The organism is Actinomadura sp. BRA 177 (assembly GCF_013372625.1).
Classification (GTDB): Bacteria; Actinomycetota; Actinomycetes; order Streptosporangiales; family Streptosporangiaceae; genus Spirillospora.
Window position 1 is genome coordinate 24185 of record NZ_JABXFD010000667.1, and the last position, 17746, is coordinate 41930.

Consider the following 17746-nt stretch of genomic DNA (forward strand, 5'->3'; position numbering starts at 1 on the left):
CTCCGGCGGGCGCGCCTTCCATGTTCTCGCTGTTCATACCCCTCGTGCGTGTTCGCTGCCGAAAAGTCAGACCTATTGACACCGGGTGGGACGATCTATAGCGTCCCGGGCATAGTGAAACTGCATTCCATTAATAGGAACAACATGGTGGGGGTGGAGATGCGCGGACCAGTCGGCACGCTGACCGCGGGACTCGCGGTGCTGGCGCTCACCGCGGCCGGATGCTCGGGCAAGGCGGCGGGCGACAAGCCAGAGATCCAGATCGGGCTGATCTCCCCGATGAGCGGCCCTTTCGCGGTGCTGGGCATCTCGCAGCAGAACTCCCTGAAGGTGGAGATCGACCGGATCAACGCCGCCGGCGGCCTGGACGGCGCCAGGCTGAAGCTCGTCGTCCGCGACTCCGGCCTCGACCCGGGCAAGGCCGTGCAGGCGGCCAACGAGATGGCCGGCAACGGCGCGGTAAAGCTCGTCGTGGGGCCCGCGCTGACCGCGTTCTACGACGCGGCGAAGGGCTCCTTCGAGAAGAGCAGGAAGCCCAACTGCCAGCCCGCCGTCGCCACGGGCGACTTCTCCGGCCTCAAGTACGGGTTCCGGTCGCAGGACCCGTTCAAGCTGGACGCCGCGCTGGTCGTGGACTGGCTCAAGAAGGAGGGCGTCACGTCGCTCGGCCTCGTCTACGAGGGCGACGACACCGGCAAGAACACCGACGCGCTGATGAAGGAGCTGCTCCCCGAGGCCGGCATCGAGTACCTCGGCTGGGAGACGAGCAGGCCCGACGACCAGAGCCACCGCGCCTACGTCGAGAAGCTCAAGGACGCCGGCGCGATCATGGTGTCCAGCAGTTCCAGCGGCGCCAAGACGATGGCGGCCGCGGCGCAGGCCGGCTACCGGGGCAAGATCGTCGGCGCCGGATCCGGTATGCAGAACATCGCCTTCATCGAGGCCGCGGGAGACGCGGCCGACGGCGCCGTCTTCCCCGCTCCGCGCTACCAGTTCCCGACGCGCGAGCCGCGCGCGGAGTGGATGCCCGGATACCGCCGGCACATCGAGGCGATCGAGTCCGCGTACGGCAAGAACGTCGGCCCGAAGACCGGAGCGACCTCGCCGAAGGGCGCCGCGATCGCCGCCGACTGCGTCTTCGCCTTCGAGCAGGCCGTGAAGTCCACCAAGAGCACCGATCCGAACAAGCTCGCGGCCGCGTTCGAGGCGCTCGACGTCCCGGCGGAGCGAACCCCGTCCGGCAACGCCATCAAGCCCGGCGCGTCGCACGAGTTCTACCACCGGGTGCACCTCTACCAGTGGAGCAAGGACGGCAAGGGCTGGTACACCACGGAGATCACGCCGTCGTGAGCGCACAGGTCTGGCTGGACGGGCTGTTCGCGGGGTCGGTGTACGCGCTGGTCGCGCTGGCGCTGGCGATCGTCTTCCAGCCGACCCGGGTGATGAACTTCGCCCAGGGGGAGCCCATCGTGCTCGGCGCGGCCATCAGCTACCAGGTGGTCGCGCTGTGGCAGTGGGGCTGGGCCGCGGCGCTGCCGGCCACGCTCGTCCTCGGCGCGGGAATGGGCCTGCTCAGTGAGCGAATGATCATGCTGCCGGTACGGCTGTCCGGCTCCCGGTACGCCTGGATCATCGCCACGCTCGCGACGGCGATGGTCTTCCAGGCGCTCTTCACCCTCCGCTACTTCGACGTGGACGCGCTGCGCCCGGCGGCGCTGCTCCCCGGCCACCTGGAGCTCTTCGGGCTGCGGCTCTCCGGGCAGCAACTGCTCACCATCGGCTTCGCGCTCGGTGTCATGGCCGGATACGACGCGTTCCTGCGGCGCACCGCGTACGGCAGCGCCATCCGGGCCGCCTCGCACGACGCCGACGCGGCCGTGCTCATGGGGATCCCGGTCCGCCGGGTCGTCCTGCTCAGCTTCGTGATCGCCGCGGTGATCTGCACCCTCGCGGGCGTGCTTGCCGCGCCCGTCCTGTTCATCGGACCGGCCTCCGGGCTGATCTTCACCATCAAGGGCTTCACCGCCGCGGTGATCGGCGGGGTCGGGTCGCCGCGCGGCGCGCTCGCCGGCGGCCTGATCGTCGGGCTGCTGGACGCGGTCGTGCGCAACCTGGCCGGCGCGACGGCCGGGGACTTCGTCGCGTTCGGGCTGCTGGCGCTGATCCTCGTGGCGTTCCCCGCCGGTCTGTTCGGCAAGCCGATGGAGGCGCACTGATGACGATGGACGCCCTCGTGCGCCGGCTCCCGGCGGCGCTGACCGCCGCGGCGGCGGTGGTGCTGCTCGCCTGGCCGGCGATCACCGACTTCTACAGCTACAACGCGGCCTACTACAACGGGCTCGTGGCGTCCGCCGCGATCAGCGCGATCCTGACGATCTCGCTGAACCTGTCGATGGGGTACGGCGGGCTGCTGTCGATGATGCACACCGGCATGCAGCTGCTCGGCGGGTACGCCGTCGCCTACACGACCGTCAAGGCCGGCCTGCCGTGGTTCGCCGGGGTGGTGGCGGCGATGCTGCTCGGCGCGGTCTTCTCCGGTCTGGTGCTGGTCATCAGCCTGCGCGCCACGTACCTGTACTTCGGCATGATCACGCTCGCCGCCGACCTGATCGTGGTCGAGGGCGGCAACGCCTGGGACGCGGTCACCGGCGGAATCAACGGCATCGTCGGGGTGACCCCCGGCGGGCTCAGCAAGAACCAGTTCTACTACGTCGTCCTCGCCGCGCTGGCGCTGGTGTACGCGGCCCAGCGCAACCTGGTCCGCAGCGGCGTCGGACGCGCGGTGATGGCGGTCCGGGAGAGCCCGGACACCGCCGCCGCGCTGGGCATCCGGCCCACCCGCACCAAGGCGGTCGCGTTCACCTTCTCCGGCGCGATCGCCGGGCTGTCCGGCGGCCTGTACGCGCTCCAGCTCGGCTTCATCAACCCCGAGGTCGGGATCCTGGACAACGGGCTGGTCTTCTTCGTCGGCCTGTTCCTCGGCGGCATCGGCACCCTCGCCGGCCCGGTGATCGGTGTCGCGGCCATCGCCGCCGTCGTCGAGCTGATCAAGGACTACGCCCGGTACACCACGCTCCTGCTGGGCTGCACGCTGCTGCTCGCGATGATGCTGGTCCCGAAGGGCATCGTCGGGACGTGGCGGGCCGCCCGGTTCGGCCGTCCCCCCGAAGGCGTGGACCACGAGCCGTCCGGCGACCTCCCGGAATCGGTGCTGCCGGGCGCCGCCGCCCCGGACGTCCCGGCGCTGGAGGGGCGCGGGCTGGTCAAGCACTTCGGCGGGGTCAAGGCCGTCGACGGCGTCGACATCCGCGTCGACGCCGGCAGCGTGTACGGCATCATCGGGCCGAACGGCTCGGGCAAGTCCACCACCGTCGCCTGCCTCACCCGCTTCCATCCGGTGGACGCGGGCGAGGTGCTGGTCTGCGGCGAACCGGCCGCCGCCAGGCCGCACGCGGTCGCCGGGCAGGGCGTCACCCGCGTCTTCCAGACCCCGCACCTGTTCGAGCGGCAGAGCGTGCTCGACAACGTGCTCGCCGGGATGCGCGGGCGGGAGGACTACGGGCTGGTGTCGGCGGTCCTGCGGTCGCCCGGCTACCGGCGCCGGGAGGCCGCGTCCCGCGCGGAGGCCGCCGCACTGCTCGCGTTCGCCGGGCTGTCGGGACGCTCCGAGCAGCAGGCGGGGACGCTGTCGCACGGCCAGAAGCGCCTCCTGGAGGTGGTCCGGGCGGTCGCGTCGGGGCCGCGCGTACTGGTCCTGGACGAGCCGGCCACCGGTCTGGTCCCGGCGGAGATCGACGCGCTCGCCCGGCTGTGCCGCGCGTTCCGCGCACACGGCCTCGCGGTCGTGCTGATCGAGCACAACATGAACTTCGTGATGGACGTCTGCGACCGCATCACCGTCATCGACAGCGGCAAGGTGATCGCCTGCGGCGCACCCGCGGAGGTCCGTGCCGAGCCGGCGGTGCTCGACGCCTACCTGGGCCGTCCCGACCTGGTTGAGGAGATCACGTGACCGCACTGCTGGAGATGGCCGGAATCAGCGCGGGCTACGGCGGCGTCAGGGTGCTCGACGAGGTCGGGGTGACGGTCGGGCAGGGCGAGTTCGTCGTCCTGCTCGGCCCGAACGGCGCCGGCAAGAGCACGACCCTGAAGGTGCTGTCGGGCCTGCTGAAGCCGTCCGCCGGCACGGTGTCGTTCGCCGGGGCGGACATCACCGGGGTTCCCGGCTGGCGCCGCAGCGGCCTCGGCATCGGCCACGTCCCGGAAGGCCGCCGGATCTTCCCCGACCACACGGTCCTGGAGAACCTCCGGCTCGGCGGGTTCCCGCTGCGCCGCAGCCGCGCGCGCACCCAGAGGCTGATGGACGAGGTGCTGGACCTGTTCCCGCGCCTGGCCGAACGCCGTGACCAGGCCGGCGGCACCCTGTCCGGTGGTGAGGCGCAGATGCTCGCCGTGGCCCGGGCGCTGATGAGCGAGCCGAGACTTCTGGTCCTGGACGAGCCGTCCCTGGGTCTGGCCCCGCTGAAGGCGGCCGAACTGTTCTCCTATATCAAGCGGCTGCACACCGAGCGCGGTATCTCGGTGCTCCTGGTGGAACAGCTGGCCCTCATCGCGCTGCGCCTGGCCGATCGCGCCTACGTCCTGGAAAGAGGACGCGTCGGCCTTTCGGGGACGGCCGCGGACGTGCAGGCCGACCCCATGGTCAAGGCCCTCTACCTGGGAGACGAGTCCACCTAGTGCCACCAGGGGTCGGGGGTCGTCGAGTCGTTGATGAGGTGCGCCTGGCTGCGCAGGAAGCGGCGCAGGGAGGCCGGGCCCATGCGGGACGGTCCGAGGCCGGAGTTCTTGAAGGAGTTCTTCTCCCCCTCGTGGACGAAGGCGGTGAGTGAGGCGTCGTTGATGCTGATCGCGCCGGCTTCGAGGCGGGCGGCGACGGCCAGGGCGTCCTCCGCCGTCGGCCCGAACACCGCGGCGGACAGGCCGTAGGCCGAGTCGTTGGCGAGCTCGATCGCGTGCTCGGCGTCCCGGGCCGCCATCACGGGCAGGACGGGCCCGAAGGTCTCCTCCGTCATGATCAGCATGTCGTGGGTCACGCCGGTCAGCACCGTGGGCCGGCACCACCGGCCGCCGTCGATCCGCTCAACCGTCCCGCCGCAGTGGACGGCGGCGCCGCGGGCCAGCGCGTCGGCGAGATGCCGCTCGATGACCTGCGCCTGATCGGCGTCGATGAGTGGCCCGATCTGGCCGTCGGTGACCTGCGGGTGGGCCAGCCGGACGCGCCGCGCCTTGGCCGTCAGCAGCCTGACGAACTCGTCATGGACGGGCTCTTCCACGTAGACACGCTCGATGGACAGGCAGGACTGGCCGGCGTTGGCGGTGCCGCCCCACAGGATCGCGGAGGCGGCCCGGTCGAGGTCCGCGACGTCGAGCACGATCGCGGCGTCCTTGCCGCCGAGTTCGAGGAAGGCGGGGATGAACGCGGCGGCGGCCGCGGCGGCGACGGCCATGCCGGTCGGCACGCTGCCGGTGAACACCACGGCGTCCACCATGCCGATCATCTCGGCGCCGATGTCACCGGCCCCCTCGATGACGGTGAGCACGGCGTCGAGTTCCGGTACCGCTCGCAGGGTCCTGGTGAGCGGGGCGATGAAGCGGGGGGTGACCTCGCTGGGTTTGACGAGCACCGCGCAGCCGGCGGCGAGCGCGGGGATCGCGTCGATGAGCCCGAGCAGCAGCGGGAAGTTCCACGGGCTGATCACGCCGACGAGGGGGTACGGGGTCGCCGCACCGGCGATGCGCACGCCGGGGACGGACGTGGCGCGGGGCTCGGGCGGCCTGAGCAGGCCGGGTGCCTGCGCGGCCCAGCGGTCCAGCATGCCGACGACGCTGCGGACCTCCATCTCCGACTCGATCAGGCGTCCGGTGTCGGCCAGCAGCGCGGCGACCATTTCCTCATGGGCCTCTTCGATGGCGTCGCGCCAGCGCAGCAGCGTGCGCGAGCGCTCGTCCGGGGAGAGTCCCCGCCAGTGCCCCTGCCCGGCGCGGAGTGCGTTCGCGTGTCCGCGGAGATCCGCGGGAGGGGCCAAGGGCCGGACCACCGCCCCGGTGCGGGGGTCGCGAACCTGGTACGGGGTGCCGGTCATGAGACCACTCCGGCGTCCCGCAGGCGCTCGATGGTGTCGCGCTGCCGTGCGGCGAACCAGCCGCGGTCCGGGACCGCGGCGGTCTCCCCCAGTTCGTTGGGCCGGTCGCCGCAGAGCTTGGCGTACTCGGCCGCCCACAGCGCGGGCTTCGCCCGGGCGAGCAGGTTGGCCATGCCCGGGCGGGCGCGGTTGCGGCGCAGTGCGCCGAGGTCGAGTTCGGCGGCGGCGACGAGGCTCTCCCCCGGTCCCGCCTGGGCGAGCGCGCGCCCCTCGAAGTCGATGATCTCCGACCCGCCCGAGGTGGAGTCGGCCGGGATGGGGATGCCGGTCAGCCCGCCGCTGTTGGCGGACACGACGTAGGCGAGGTTCTCGATCGCGCGGGCCCGCCGGGCGACGGCCTTCGGCGGCAGGACGGGGCTGGACGCCTCGGAGGTCGGATGGCACAGGACCTCGGCGCCGCGCAGCGCGAGCGCGCGGGCCAGTTCGGGATACAGGATCTCCTCGGAGGAGATCGCCGCGAGGTTGCCGATCTCGGTGCGGGCGACGGGGAGGACCGAATCCGGCCCGTACGCGTCGAGGTAGCGGTCCCACACGTCGTAGGGGGTCGGCGAGTACATCGAGTAGAGCCGCCGGCCCCGCAGCACGACCTCGCCGGCGGGGTCGATGACGAAGGACGCCTGGAAGTACAGGTCCGGGAAGTGCGGGTCGCTCTCGTAGGCGTTGCCGGCGAGGTGGACGTCCTGGTCGCGGGCGATCTCGCCGAGCGCCTCGTACTCGGCGCCGCCGGGGGCGAGGGCGGCCCGTTCCAGCCAGGCCGGGACGGGGTCGCCGAGCGGGAAGCCGGTGAGGACGTACTCGGGGAGCACGACCAGGCGCAGGTCGGTGCCGATCCAGGCGCGGGACGCCCGGACCTGCGCGCCGACCCGCGCGATGGCGGCGGTGATGGCGGCGCGCGCGTCGGCGACGGGAAGCCCGCTCACACAGCGCGTCGAGGTCTGCAGGGCGAGTGCCCGATACGCGGGATTTTCCACGAAGGCCTTCCCAAGTTGAAACGTTGTTCCTCATTATGGAACATAACAGTCCCGCCGCCGAGGCGGGAAGACCCTGCACCCGCGGCGAAGGAAACGACGTGACGCTGCACGAGGCGAGGCCCGGCCGCTACGGCCAGGCCGCGATCATGAACCTGGGCCGGGAATCCTGATGCGCATCACCTACGGCCCGTGGGGCGAGACGCTGGACGAGCTCGCCGCCGCGGCCCGCGCCGCCGAGGACGCCGGCGCCGAGGTGCTCTGGGTCCCCGAACTGCACCGCAGCGCGACGGTGAGCGCCGCCGTGCTCGCGCAGGCGACGAGCCGGGCGCGTATCGGCACCTCCATCGCGCCGGCGTTCACCCGCAGCCCGATGACGACGGCGCTGGAGGCCCTCGACCTGGACGAGCTCTCGGGCGGCCGGTTCATCCTCGGGCTCGGCTCGGGGGTGCGGCGGCTGAACGAGGACTGGCACGGCGTCGCCTGGGACAAGCCGGTCGCGCGGCTCCGCGAGACGGTCGAGTGCATCCGGTACTTCGTCGCCAACTGCCGGGACGACGCCCCCATGGTGGTGGACGGCGAGTACGCGAGCCTGCGCGTGCGGGGCTACCAGCGGCCGTTCCCGATCGTCCGGGAGGAGATCCCGGTCTACCTGGCGGCGGTCGGGCCCGCGATGACGCGGATGGCCGGCCGGGTCGCCGACGGCTGGATCTCGCACGAGCTGTGCAGTCCGGCCTACCTGCGCGAACGGCTGCTGCCCGGCCTCGAAGAGGGGCTGGCGGGCGCGGGCCGCGACCGCAAGGACCTGGACGTGGTGGTCTCCGCCTGCTGCTCGATCGACGAACGGCCGGAGCGCGCCTACCGGCGCGCGGCCGGGCTGGTCGGCTTCTACGCCTCGGTGCGCACCTACGCGGACTTCTTCGACTACCACGGTCTCGCCGCCGAGCAGGCGCGGATCGTCGAGGTCTTCCGTGCCGGGACGAGCGCCGACGCGCTGGCCGAGGCCGTCCCGGACCCGATGGTGGACGCGCTGACGCTGTCCGGGACGCCCGACCAGGTCCGGGAGCGGCTGGCCGGCTACGCGGGGCTCGCCGACACCGTCAAGCTGACCCCGCCCACGCACGGGCTGCCGGCCGAGGAGACGCGCCGGGCGCAGGAGCACATCATCGAACTCATCGGAGCGCTGGCATGAGGCCGCTGCGGGACGTCCGGATCATCAGCCTGGAGCAGTACGGCGCGGGCCCGTTCGGCTCGCTGCACCTGGCCGACCTCGGCGCCGAGGTCATCAAGATCGAAGAGCCCCGGTCGGGCGGCGATGTCGGCCGGTACGTCCCGCCGTACGCGCAGGACGAGGACTCGCTGTTCTTCGAGGCGTTCAACCGGAACAAGCGCTCGCTGTCGCTCGACATCTCCGTCCCGGAGGGCCGGGCGGTGTTCGAGGACCTGGTGCGCGGCGCCGACGCCGTCTACTCCAACCTGCGCGGCGACGTGCCGGAGCGCATCGGGATCACCTACGACCGGCTCAAGCACCTGAACCCGGCCATCGTGTGCTGCTCGCTGACCGGCTTCGGCATGACGGGTCCGCGTTCCACCGAGCCCGGCTACGACTACATCCTGCAGGGCCTCGCCGGGTGGATGGACGTGACCGGCGAGCCGAGCGGCCCGCCGACCAAGTCGGGCCTGTCGATGGTCGACTACTCGGGCGGGTTCGTCGCCGCGCTCGCGCTGCTGGCCGGCCTGCACGCCGCCCGCCACGACGGGGTCGGCATGGACTGCGACGTGTCGCTGTACGACACGGCGATCTCGCTGCTCACCTATCCGGGCGTGTGGCACCTCAACGAGGGCTACACGCCGGCGCGGACGCGGCATTCCGCCCATCCGTCGCTGGTGCCGTTCCAGGTGTTCGAGGCGGCGGACGACTGGATCGTCGTCGGCTGCGCCAAGGAGAAGTTCTGGCAGCGGCTCGCCCCGATCGTCGGGCACCCCGAGTGGGCCGAACCGGACTCCCCGTACGCGACGTTCGCCGGGCGCGGCCGGCTGGCCGGTGAGCTCCTGCCCGAACTGGAGCGGATCTTCAGGACGCGGACGGCGGCGGAATGGCTCGGCGCGCTCACTCCCGCCGGTGTCCCGTGCGGGCCGGTCAACACCGTCCCCGAGGCACTGGTCGAACCGCACACGGAGGCCCGCGGCCTGATCGTGGAGACCGAGCACCCGCGGTACGGGACCGTGCAGAACCTGGCCTCACCGGTGCGGGTCGGCGCGGAACGTCCGGCCTACCGCAGGGCGCCCCGCCGCGACGAGGACTCCGCCTACGTCCTGGGCGAGCTGCTCGGCTACGGCGACGACCGCGTCGAGGCGCTCCGCAAGGCCAGGGCGTTCGGGGAGCCGGCGTGACCGTCGCGGCCGATCTGGCGGGCTGGGCGCTCGGCCTGCGGTTCGAGGACCTGCCGGAGCGGGTCGCGGCGGCCGCGTCCCGGCACACCCTGGACGCGCTCGGAACGGCAGTCGCCGCCGCGCTGGCGAACGGCGTCCTCGTCCACGCGCTGGACTTCGACGACACCCACGCCAGCGGTCTCGTGCACGCGATCGGCATAGCGGGCAGCCAGGCGGGCGGGCTGCTGGAGTTCCTGAACTCCGGAGCGTCGACGAAGCAGCTGCGGCGGCGGCCCGGCCGCAAAATCACTGGCCGACCTGATCGGCGAGCTGGCCGGGCTCCCGACGGCGGGCCCGCTCCTCAGCGCTCTGGAGAAGATCGTATGACCGTCCATCTGCCCACCGCCGCCGTTCGGCCGTCCCATGCAGGACTTCAAGGCCGTCCAGCTGAAGCTCGCGGAGATGGCGCTCAAGGTCCAGCCGTCCCGGCTGATGGTGTACTGGGCGGACGCGGACGGCGGGTCGTCCTGGAGTCGGGGCTGGCCAAGGTCATCGCGTCCGAGGCGGCCCAGGAATGGCCATGCAGCTGCACGGCGGCTGCGGGTACTCCAAGGAGTTCGTCGTCGAGCGCCTTTACCGGGACGCGCCGCTGATGATGATCGGCGAGGGGACCAACGACATCCTGCGCACCTTGAGCGCCACATCGCTGACCCAGGGAAAGGGAACCATCGGATGATCGCCCGTACCTACATGTACGTGCCGGGGAACGCGCCGGACAAGCTGGCCAAGGCGCCCGCACGCGGCGCCGACGCCCTGATCGTGGACCTGGAGGACGCCGTCCCGCAGGCCGCCAAGGAGGCCGCCCGCGCGGACGTCGCCGACTGGCTGGCGGGGATGGGCGCATCCGGCGCCGGCCCGGACATCTGGGTGCGGGTCAATCCGGGCGAGGCCGGCCTCATCGACGCGCGGGTCGTCACCGGCCCGGCCGTCACCGGCCTGTGCCTGGCCAAGGCGGAGAGCGCGGCCGGACTGGCGGCGCTCGACCGGGTCGTCACCGAGGCCGAGACCGCCGCCGGGCTCGCACCGCGGACCCTGCGGGTCATGCCGCTGCTGGAGTCGGCCGCCGCGCTGCTGGCCGCCCCCGAGATCGCGCGGGCGCCCAGGGTCGCCCGGCTCCAGCTCGGCGAGGCCGATCTGGCCGCCGATCTCGGCGTCGTCCCGGGACCGGACGGACGCGAGCTGCTGTGGGCGCGTTCGACGGTGGTGGCGGCGAGCGCGGCGGCCCGGATCTCCCCGCCGATCGCGCCGGTCAGCGTGGACGTCCGGGACCTGGACCTGCTCCGGGAGACGACCCGCGCGCTGTCGCGGATGGGCTTCCTCGGCCGGGCCTGCGTGCACCCGGCGCAGATCCCGGTCATCAACGAGGTGTTCACCCCGACGCCCGAAACGGTCGCCGAGGCGCGCGGCGTCCTGGAGCGGTACGACCGGTCGCTCGCCGAGGGCAGCGCGGTGTGCCTGGACGATCAGGGCCGGCTGGTGGACGAGGCCGTGGTCCGCTCGGCCCGCCGCGTCGTGGAGCTCGCCCGATGATCACGCACATGCCGCGGGATCTGGAGTGGCACCCGTACACGATCCCCGGGTCGGCCCCCCAGGTGGAGCTGGCCCGGCTGCGCGCGAACCGGGAGACGGGATCCTTCCTGGCCCTGGTGCGCTTCCCGGCGGGCTGGGCGCGGCCGGGCTCGGGGCACTACCGGTGCGGGGAGGAGTTCACCGTCCTGGAGGGCGAACTCCAGGTCTCCGGGGTGACCTACCGGGCGGGCGACGCGGCGTGGATCCCCGCGGGACGGGAGCGCCATGACTCCCGCAGCGACGCGGGAGCCATGGCGCTCGCCTGGTTCTCCGGCCCGGCCGAGTGGGTGCCCGCCCCCGGGTGACACGCGCCCGGCCGGGGGTCCTACGCGGCGACCCGGCCGGCCTCCTCCAGCGCGCCATCGATCATGGAGTACACGCGATCGGCGGCGGTGAGCTGGGCCAGGTCGTGGGTGACCATCACCGTGGCGAGCCGCTGCTCGCGGGTCAGGCTCTCCAGCAGCTTCACGATCTGCTCGCCGCGGTGGTGGTCGAGGGCGCTGGTGGGCTCGTCCACGAGGAGGACCTCGGGACCGTTCATCAGCGCCCGTGCGATGTTGACGCGCTGGCGTTCGCCGCCCGACAGCTGGTGCGGCCGCTTGTGCAGCTGCCCCGCGAGGCCCACGACGGCCAGCAGTTCCCGGGCCCGGGCGGTGGCGTGCCGCGTGGACTGCCCGGCCATGTGCGCCATCACCGTCAGCTGGTCGATGGCGGTGAGCGACGCCAGCAGGTTCGGCTGCTGGAAGACGATGCCCACATGGTCGCGGCGCAGCCGGGTCCGTTCGGCGGGACGCAGCCGGGTGACCTCGCGGCCCGCGACCGACACCGTCCCCGACGCCGGCTGGATGAGCGTCGCGGCCACGGCCAGCAGGCTCGACTTGCCGGACCCGGACGGGCCGACCACCGCGGTGAACTCGCCGGGCCCCACGGTCATGCTCACCTGGTCGAGCGCGGTCAGCGTGCGGTCCCCGTCGGGGTAGGTCAGGACGACGTCTTCGAGAACGAGGTTCATCGTGCGGCTCCAAGCGCGGTCAGCGGATCGACGGATGTGATCTTGCGGATGGCCAGCGCGGCGCCCACCGCGCCGAGCGCGATCATCACCACCACGGGCAGCACCGTCGTGGCGGCCGAGACGACGAACGGGATGCCGTCCCCGATCGCGAGCCCGGCCAGCGCGCCGATGGCGCCGCCGAGGCCGGCTCCGGCCAGCAGCACGAGGACGGCCTGGGCCAGCGCGTCGCGCAGCAGGTAGCCGGTGCTCGCGCCGAGCGCCTTCAGCACCGCCACATCACCGCGGCGCTGGATCGTCCAGACGGTGAAGAACGCGCCGATGACCAGTGCCGAGATCGCGAACAGGAACCCGCGCATGAGCTGCAGCGACCCGTTCTCAGCGGAGAACGACGGGATCGCCGACTTCGCGTCCCCCTGGGCGATCGTGGTGGTGCCGAGCCGCTGGTCGGCCGCGTCCAGATCCGGCTTCCCGGTGACGTCCAGCAGCAGGACGGTGGCGGCCTGGTCGCCGCTCTCCGGGCTGAGGCCGCGCCAGTCGTCCACCGTGATCCAGGCGACCGGCGTGTGGCTGTAGGACGACTCGCCGCCCGTACCCGCCACTGTGAACCCGTGCCCGGCGATCTGGACGCGGTCGCCGGCCTTCAGCCCGGTGCTCTCGGACAGTTCGGCCGACAGCACGATCTGCCCGGACGACAGGGAGTGGTGGGCGTTCCCGGTGGCCTCCGCACCGCCCGGGGCGGCCCCGAAGAGCGCGACGGGCGCGCCCCGCTCCCCGCCCGCGCCGAAGGCGATCCGGTTCATCGAGATGCCGAGCGGCTCGGCCGTCGCCCCCGCGACGTCCTGCCAGCCCTTCATCGTCGCCTGGTCGATCCGGCTTTCCGAGAAGGAGGTCTCTCCGCCGCCCGTGCTGAACACGATGCGGTCGGCGGGCAGGTTCTCGACGGCCGAGGCGCTGTCGCGCGCCAGCCCCGCCGTCAGCCCCGACAGCATCGTCACCAGCAGCGTGATGAGCAGCACGACCGATCCCATGAGCGCGAACCGCCCCTTGGCGAAGCGCAGGTCTCGTAGTGCTACGAACACGTGGTCCCCCGTTTCGTGTACATCTGAAGTGGACGCTTCCAGCCTGCGCGGCGGGGCCGTCCCGGCACATCGTGCGCCCGGACCGGGGGATCGCCTTCTTCCGGACGGCCGGATATCAACCATTCGATGGATGCGGTTCGCACATGGCCGTCGCCTACCGTGAGTCAGGACATGCGTACCGATCTGTTCTCTCCGACGATGCGGCTGCTCGGCTGGGCCGTGCACGGCACCTTCCTGGTGCTGCTCGCGATCGCCCTGGCGCGCGTCCTGCACGACGAGCAGCCGTGGGTCGCCGCCGGCGGCCTGGCCCTCGGCGCCGGCTACGTCGGCGGGGTGCTGTGGGCCGGGCGCGATCGGCGTCCCCGCCCGAGCCTCGCCCGGCCGTGGCTGGCGCTGCTCACCGCCGGGTGGGCGGCGCTGGCCCTGTCCTCTCCCGAGTTCGTCTGGCTGGCCTTCCCGCTGTTCTTCCTGTACCTGCATCTGCTGCCGCTGCCCGCGGCACTGCCCGGCGTGGTCCTGCTGACGGCCGCGGCGGTCGGGGCCGTGGCCTGGCACGGCGGCGGGGTCACGCTGGCGGAGGTGCTCGGCCCGACCATCGGCGCGTCGGTCGCCACCCTGATGGCCCTCGCCTACCAGGCGCTCTACCGGGAGAGCGAGGAGCGCCGCCTGCTCATCGAGGACCTGGTCCGCACCCGCGAGAAACTGGTCGAGGTCGAATCCGAGGCGGCCCGGCTCACCGAGCGCGAGCGCCTGGCCCGCGAGATCCACGACACCCTCGCCCAGGGGATGTCCAGCATCATCCTGCTCCTGCGGGCCGCGCGCCGCGATCTCGGCGGCGACCCCGGCGCCGCGCTGGCCCGGGTGGCCGAGGCCGAGCAGGCCGCCGCGGAGAACCTGGAGGAGGCCCGCCACTTCGTGCGGGCGCTGGCTCCGCCCGCGCTGCAGCAGTCCTCCCTCACCGACGCGCTGCGCCGGATCACCGAGTCGGCGGCCGCGCGTTCCCAGGCCCGGATGCGTTTCGAGGTGTCGGGGGCTCCCGCCGAGCTGCCGGTCGCCTACGAGGTGGCGCTCCTGCGCATCGCCCAGGGGGCGCTCGGAAACGCCGCCGGCCACTCCGGGGCCGAGAACGTCCGGGTGACGCTGACCTATCTTGACGACATGGTGATGCTGGACGTCTTCGACGACGGGCGCGGCTTCGATCCCGCGGCGGTCGGCCGTCCACCGGCCGGGCCGGGGAAGGAGCCGCACGGCGGCGGCACCGGCTACGGGCTTCGGGCGATGCGCGACCGGGCCGCCGCACTGGGCGGGACGCTGACGGTCGAGTCCGCACCGCAGGAGGGGACGGCCGTGGCGGCGACCCTGCCGATGCCCGGCGACGGGGAGCGGGGATGAGCGAGCCGATCAGGATCCTGCTGGTGGACGACCACCCGGTCGTGCGCTCCGGCATCCGCGCCATGCTGCTCGACCAGCCCGGCTTCGAGCTGGTGGGCGAGGTCGCGACCGGTGCGGAGGGGGTGGCGGAGGCACGGCGGCTGCGGCCCGACGTCGTGCTGATGGACCTGCAGCTCGGCGCGGGGATCCACGGGAGTGAGGCGACCCGGCAGATCACCGCGGCGGGTGCCAGCGCGCCCCGGGTCCTGGTGCTCACGACGTTCGACACCGATGCCGACATCCTCGCCGTCGTCGAGGCCGGCGCCACCGGCTACCTGCTCAAGGACGCGCCTCCGGAGAAGCTCTTCGCCGCGATCCGGTCGGCCGCCGCCGGGGACAGCACGCTCGCGCCCAGCGTCGCCTCCCGCCTCCTCGGCCAGATGCGGTCCCCCGCCGCGACGCTGACCGCACGGGAACTGCAGGTGCTGGAGCTGGTCGCCGAGGGACTGTCGAACCGGCAGATCGGCAAGCGGCTGTTCCTCAGCGAGACCACGATCAAGACGCACCTGGTGCACATCTACGCCAAACTCGACGTCGACTCGCGGACCGCGGCGGTCGCCGCCGCCACCCGCCGCGGCCTCATCCGGTCGTCCTGCTCCACGCCGTCCCGCCCGGGGAGTGACCGGGTCAGCGGTGCGCCGCCCAGCTCCGCGTGATCTCCTCGGCGGCGTCGCGGACGAGGGTCCGGTAGCGGTCGACGGCCTCGGGGGTGAAGCGGTGCCGGGGCCCGCAGATGCTGATCGACCCGGCGACCGCGCCGTCGGGGCCGAAGAGCGGCGCGGCGACCGAGCCCGCGTCGGCCTGCCGTTCGCCGCGGGAGACCGCGACGCCGTCGCGGGCCGTTTCGGCGAGCCGGTCGCGGAGGGCCGCCTCGTCGGTGACGGTCCGGTCGGTGAGGGCGGCGAGCGGCCGGGCGAGCAGGGCTTCGCGTCGGGTCTCGGGCAGGACGGCCAGGATGACGCGGCCGGAGGAGCCGGCGTGCAGCGGGAACCGTCGTCCGACCTCGACCGTCATTTTGACCTCGTGGGGGCTTTCGAACTGGTCGAGGTAGACCCGCTCGTCTCCGGCGAGTCCGGACAGGGTGGTGGTCTCGCCGGTTTGGTCCCGCAGCCGGCGCAGGACGGGTGCGGCGGCGTTGCGGATGTTGAAGCGGCGCAGCGCGCTGACGCCGAGCGCGACGGCGGCGGGCCCGAGCCGGTACCCGGACGTGCCCGCCTCCAGCATCTCCCGTGACACCAGCGACTGCAGGATGCGGTACACCACGGCTTTGGAGATGCCCAGTTCGCGGCTGATGGCGGTGACGCCGAGGTGCTCGGGCCCGCCGGCGAACAGCAGCAGCACGTCGGCGACGCGCCCGGCGACCTCGGTTCCCCCAGGGGGCGGGGCGGTGGCGGTCTGGTCGGTCACGCCTCGATCCTAGGATTCACCGGCCGCGGTGCAGGTAGCGGCCGACCGGTTCGCCGCGGATCTCGCCGTCGGCGTAGACGTGGTGGCCGCGCACGAAGGTGTCGGTGACCCGCGCGGTCATGGCGAACCCTTCGAACGGGGTGTACTCCTGCGCCGATTCGGAATCGGCGGCGCGGACCGTCCACGACACGTCGGGGTCGACCAGGGCGATGTCGGCGTCGTAGCCCTCGGCGAGGGCGCCCTTGTTGAGCAGCCCGTAGCGGCGGGCCGGATTCCACGACGTCAGTTGCGCGATGCGCTGCAACGGCAGGCCGCGTTTGACGCCTTCGCCGATCAGGCCGGGCAGCAGGTATTCGGCGCCGCCGAACCCGGACTTGGCCAGGAAGATGTCGTCGCGGTCGGCGCCGAACTTCATCTCGTCCCGGCAGCAGGCGTGGTCGCTGACGACCCAGTCGACCTCGCCGGCCAGGACGTGCCGCCACAGCGCCTCGACGTCGGCGCGGTCGCGCAGCGGCGGGTTGACCTTGCCGCCCAGGCCGTGCGCGGTGTCGACGTCGGCGAGCAGGTGCCCGATGGTGACCTCGCGGCGGAAATCGATGTGCGGGAACGCGCCCGCCATCGTCAACGCCGCAGACAGCGCCTTCTGCGACGACAGGTGCAGCAGGTTGATGTTCGGCAGGCCCGTCTCGTGCGCCAGGTAGGACGCGATCGTGACGGCCAGGCCTTCTGAGTGCGGCGGGCGGGACGCGCTGTAGGCGCGCAGGCCCGACAGCGACCTGTCCTGCTCGACGATCCGGGTGTAGGCGGTCATGATCTCGGCGGTCTCGCAGTGCAGCGACAGCGAGATGTGCGGCGCGTACTCGGCGAGCTGCTCGCGGGCCGCCTGCACGCCGCGCATGACGAACTCGAAATGCGCCACGTCGTAGCGCTCGTCCGACGGCGTCATCAGAAAATCGCTCTGGCTGGACGAGCGGCCGTGCAGCCCGTGACTGCCGTAGAACATGAAGATCTTGAAGGACGTGACGCCGTGCTCCTCAACGAGGTAGGGGATCTCGTTGATGTGCTCGGCCATCATCGGCGCCAGGTGAAAGCCGTAGTCGACGTAGGCGTTGCCCTGCGCGGCGCCCAGCACCTCGGGGAAGAACTCCCGGTACGGCCCGCCCTTGTTCAGGTAGTACTGGCCGGTCCGCATGTAGGTCAACGAGGTGGTGACGCCGCCCTGCGCGCTGGCGCGGCTCTCGGTGCGGGCATCGGCCGCCAGCTCGTTGTAGATCCCCCAATGCTGATGGGCGTCCACCACACCCGGGAACGCGAGCCGCCCGCGCCCATCGACCACGGTGGCCGCGTCGTCGTCCGGCAGATCGGGGGCGACCCGGACGATGGTGCCGTCGTTGACGGCGATGTCCCCAAGTTCGGGCGCGGGGACATCGGGACGGACCACCCGCACGTTCTTCAGCAGCAGCTCGGTCGTCGCCATGCATGTCTCCTTACCGCCCCGCCACGGTTGTTCCGCTAAGGGGAACATTCGATCGATCTGACATCATGGTGGCAGCCGTCACGTTAGGGGTCAATGTCTTGAGGGAACTTGACGTAACTCCATGATCGGTGCCAACTTGAGGAGTCCGGCGCGCTGCCGCGATTCGG

At 72.3% G+C, this 17746-nt stretch carries 19 protein-coding genes; 13 read left to right on the forward strand and 6 right to left on the reverse strand.

Annotated features, from left to right (window positions below; translation table 11 throughout):
- Positions 1-159 precede the first annotated feature (159 nt).
- Genes HUX53_RS37145 through HUX53_RS37160 form a run of 4 tightly spaced genes read left to right on the forward strand, consistent with a single transcriptional unit; the run spans position 160 to position 4737 of the window.
- Positions 160-1350 carry an ABC transporter substrate-binding protein gene (locus tag HUX53_RS37145; protein WP_176407951.1) on the forward strand — a complete coding sequence of 397 codons (1191 nt, stop codon included), beginning with the start codon at positions 160-162 and terminating at the stop codon, positions 1348-1350.
- Positions 1347-2216 carry a branched-chain amino acid ABC transporter permease gene (locus tag HUX53_RS37150; protein WP_176407952.1) on the forward strand — a complete coding sequence of 290 codons (870 nt, stop codon included), beginning with the start codon at positions 1347-1349 and terminating at the stop codon, positions 2214-2216. The genes HUX53_RS37145 and HUX53_RS37150 overlap by 4 nt, the downstream gene beginning before the upstream one ends.
- Positions 2216-4012 (forward strand): ATP-binding cassette domain-containing protein, encoded by a 1797-nt coding sequence (locus HUX53_RS37155; protein ID WP_176407953.1) that lies wholly within the window; start codon positions 2216-2218, stop codon positions 4010-4012. The genes HUX53_RS37150 and HUX53_RS37155 overlap by 1 nt, the downstream gene beginning before the upstream one ends.
- Positions 4009-4737, forward strand: a complete 729-nt coding sequence (locus HUX53_RS37160; RefSeq protein ID WP_176407954.1) for an ABC transporter ATP-binding protein — start codon at positions 4009-4011, stop codon at positions 4735-4737. The genes HUX53_RS37155 and HUX53_RS37160 overlap by 4 nt, the downstream gene beginning before the upstream one ends.
- On the opposite strand, the gene HUX53_RS37165 is transcribed toward HUX53_RS37160, so the two are convergent.
- Positions 4734-6143 (reverse strand): aldehyde dehydrogenase family protein, encoded by a 1410-nt coding sequence (locus HUX53_RS37165; protein ID WP_176407955.1) that lies wholly within the window; start codon positions 6141-6143, stop codon positions 4734-4736. The two genes, HUX53_RS37160 and HUX53_RS37165, sit on opposite strands and share 4 nt — an antisense overlap.
- Entirely contained in the window at positions 6140-7174 is a 1035-nt protein-coding gene (locus HUX53_RS37170; RefSeq protein ID WP_176407956.1) for a nitrilase-related carbon-nitrogen hydrolase, read from the reverse strand. Before HUX53_RS37170 ends, HUX53_RS37165 begins: the two co-directional genes overlap by 4 nt.
- Before the next feature lie 35 nt (positions 7175-7209).
- Here HUX53_RS37170 and HUX53_RS42075 point away from each other — a divergent pair, with 35 nt between their 5' ends.
- Genes HUX53_RS42075 through HUX53_RS37200 form a run of 7 tightly spaced genes read left to right on the forward strand, consistent with a single transcriptional unit; the run spans position 7210 to position 11478 of the window.
- Positions 7210-7344, forward strand: a complete 135-nt coding sequence (locus HUX53_RS42075; protein WP_255205996.1) for a hypothetical protein — start codon at positions 7210-7212, stop codon at positions 7342-7344.
- Entirely contained in the window at positions 7344-8363 is a 1020-nt protein-coding gene (locus HUX53_RS37175; protein WP_176407957.1) for an LLM class flavin-dependent oxidoreductase, read from the forward strand. The genes HUX53_RS42075 and HUX53_RS37175 overlap by 1 nt, the downstream gene beginning before the upstream one ends.
- Complete coding sequence (locus HUX53_RS37180) at positions 8360-9565, forward strand: CaiB/BaiF CoA-transferase family protein (protein WP_176407958.1); 1206 nt, start codon at positions 8360-8362, stop codon at positions 9563-9565. Before HUX53_RS37175 ends, HUX53_RS37180 begins: the two co-directional genes overlap by 4 nt.
- The gene (locus HUX53_RS40420; protein ID WP_217920348.1) at positions 9562-10197 is read left to right on the forward strand and encodes an MmgE/PrpD family protein; all 636 of its coding nucleotides are present in this window, start codon (positions 9562-9564) and stop codon (positions 10195-10197) included. Before HUX53_RS37180 ends, HUX53_RS40420 begins: the two co-directional genes overlap by 4 nt.
- Complete coding sequence (locus tag HUX53_RS43245; RefSeq protein WP_217920349.1) at positions 10125-10280, forward strand: acyl-CoA dehydrogenase family protein; 156 nt, start codon at positions 10125-10127, stop codon at positions 10278-10280. Before HUX53_RS40420 ends, HUX53_RS43245 begins: the two co-directional genes overlap by 73 nt.
- On the forward strand, positions 10277-11134 hold the full coding sequence (locus HUX53_RS37195; protein ID WP_176408003.1) for a CoA ester lyase: 858 nt from the start codon (positions 10277-10279) through the stop codon (positions 11132-11134). Before HUX53_RS43245 ends, HUX53_RS37195 begins: the two co-directional genes overlap by 4 nt.
- Positions 11131-11478: a cupin domain-containing protein gene (locus HUX53_RS37200; protein WP_176407959.1), complete on the forward strand. Its 348-nt coding sequence runs from the start codon at positions 11131-11133 to the stop codon at positions 11476-11478. Before HUX53_RS37195 ends, HUX53_RS37200 begins: the two co-directional genes overlap by 4 nt.
- 20 nt (positions 11479-11498) lie before the next feature.
- Here the strand turns inward: HUX53_RS37200 and HUX53_RS37205 are convergent, their stop codons facing one another.
- Positions 11499-12185, reverse strand: a complete 687-nt coding sequence (locus HUX53_RS37205; RefSeq protein ID WP_176407960.1) for an ABC transporter ATP-binding protein — start codon at positions 12183-12185, stop codon at positions 11499-11501.
- Entirely contained in the window at positions 12182-13264 is a 1083-nt protein-coding gene (locus tag HUX53_RS37210; protein ID WP_176407961.1) for an FtsX-like permease family protein, read from the reverse strand. The genes HUX53_RS37205 and HUX53_RS37210 overlap by 4 nt, the downstream gene beginning before the upstream one ends.
- Before the next feature lie 171 nt (positions 13265-13435).
- On the opposite strand from HUX53_RS37210, the gene HUX53_RS37215 reads away from it, so the two are divergent.
- The gene (locus tag HUX53_RS37215) at positions 13436-14656 is read left to right on the forward strand and encodes a sensor histidine kinase (RefSeq protein WP_176407962.1); all 1221 of its coding nucleotides are present in this window, start codon (positions 13436-13438) and stop codon (positions 14654-14656) included.
- Positions 14653-15351, forward strand: a complete 699-nt coding sequence (locus tag HUX53_RS37220; protein ID WP_176407963.1) for a response regulator transcription factor — start codon at positions 14653-14655, stop codon at positions 15349-15351. The genes HUX53_RS37215 and HUX53_RS37220 overlap by 4 nt, the downstream gene beginning before the upstream one ends.
- Here the strand turns inward: HUX53_RS37220 and HUX53_RS42830 are convergent.
- A complete protein-coding gene (locus tag HUX53_RS42830) occupies positions 15323-16102 on the reverse strand; it encodes an IclR family transcriptional regulator (RefSeq protein WP_217920350.1) in 780 nt (259 codons plus the stop codon). The genes HUX53_RS37220 and HUX53_RS42830 overlap by 29 nt on opposite strands.
- A gap of 16 nt (positions 16103-16118) precedes the next feature.
- Complete coding sequence (locus HUX53_RS37230) at positions 16119-17579, reverse strand: dihydroorotase family protein (protein WP_176407964.1); 1461 nt, start codon at positions 17577-17579, stop codon at positions 16119-16121.
- Positions 17580-17746 lie beyond the last annotated feature (167 nt).

Excerpts from the sequence above, each read along its gene's own strand:
- HUX53_RS37145 (WP_176407951.1), top strand. The coding sequence starts at position 160 with ATGCGCGGACCAGTCGGCACGCTGACCGCGGGACTCGCGGTGCTGGCG.
- HUX53_RS37155 (WP_176407953.1), top strand. The coding sequence starts at position 2,216 with ATGACGATGGACGCCCTCGTGCGCCGGCTCCCGGCGGCGCTGACCGCC.
- HUX53_RS37165 (WP_176407955.1), bottom strand. The coding sequence starts at position 6,143 with ATGACCGGCACCCCGTACCAGGTTCGCGACCCCCGCACCGGGGCGGTG.
- HUX53_RS42075 (WP_255205996.1), top strand. The coding sequence starts at position 7,210 with ATGGAACATAACAGTCCCGCCGCCGAGGCGGGAAGACCCTGCACCCGC.
- HUX53_RS37175 (WP_176407957.1), top strand. The coding sequence starts at position 7,344 with ATGCGCATCACCTACGGCCCGTGGGGCGAGACGCTGGACGAGCTCGCC.
- HUX53_RS37180 (WP_176407958.1), top strand. The coding sequence starts at position 8,360 with ATGAGGCCGCTGCGGGACGTCCGGATCATCAGCCTGGAGCAGTACGGC.
- HUX53_RS43245 (WP_217920349.1), top strand. The coding sequence starts at position 10,125 with ATGCAGCTGCACGGCGGCTGCGGGTACTCCAAGGAGTTCGTCGTCGAG.
- HUX53_RS37195 (WP_176408003.1), top strand. The coding sequence starts at position 10,277 with ATGATCGCCCGTACCTACATGTACGTGCCGGGGAACGCGCCGGACAAG.
- HUX53_RS37200 (WP_176407959.1), top strand. The coding sequence starts at position 11,131 with ATGATCACGCACATGCCGCGGGATCTGGAGTGGCACCCGTACACGATC.
- HUX53_RS37205 (WP_176407960.1), bottom strand. The coding sequence starts at position 12,185 with ATGAACCTCGTTCTCGAAGACGTCGTCCTGACCTACCCCGACGGGGAC.
- HUX53_RS37215 (WP_176407962.1), top strand. The coding sequence starts at position 13,436 with ATGCGTACCGATCTGTTCTCTCCGACGATGCGGCTGCTCGGCTGGGCC.
- HUX53_RS37220 (WP_176407963.1), top strand. The coding sequence starts at position 14,653 with ATGAGCGAGCCGATCAGGATCCTGCTGGTGGACGACCACCCGGTCGTG.
- HUX53_RS37230 (WP_176407964.1), bottom strand. The coding sequence starts at position 17,579 with ATGGCGACGACCGAGCTGCTGCTGAAGAACGTGCGGGTGGTCCGTCCC.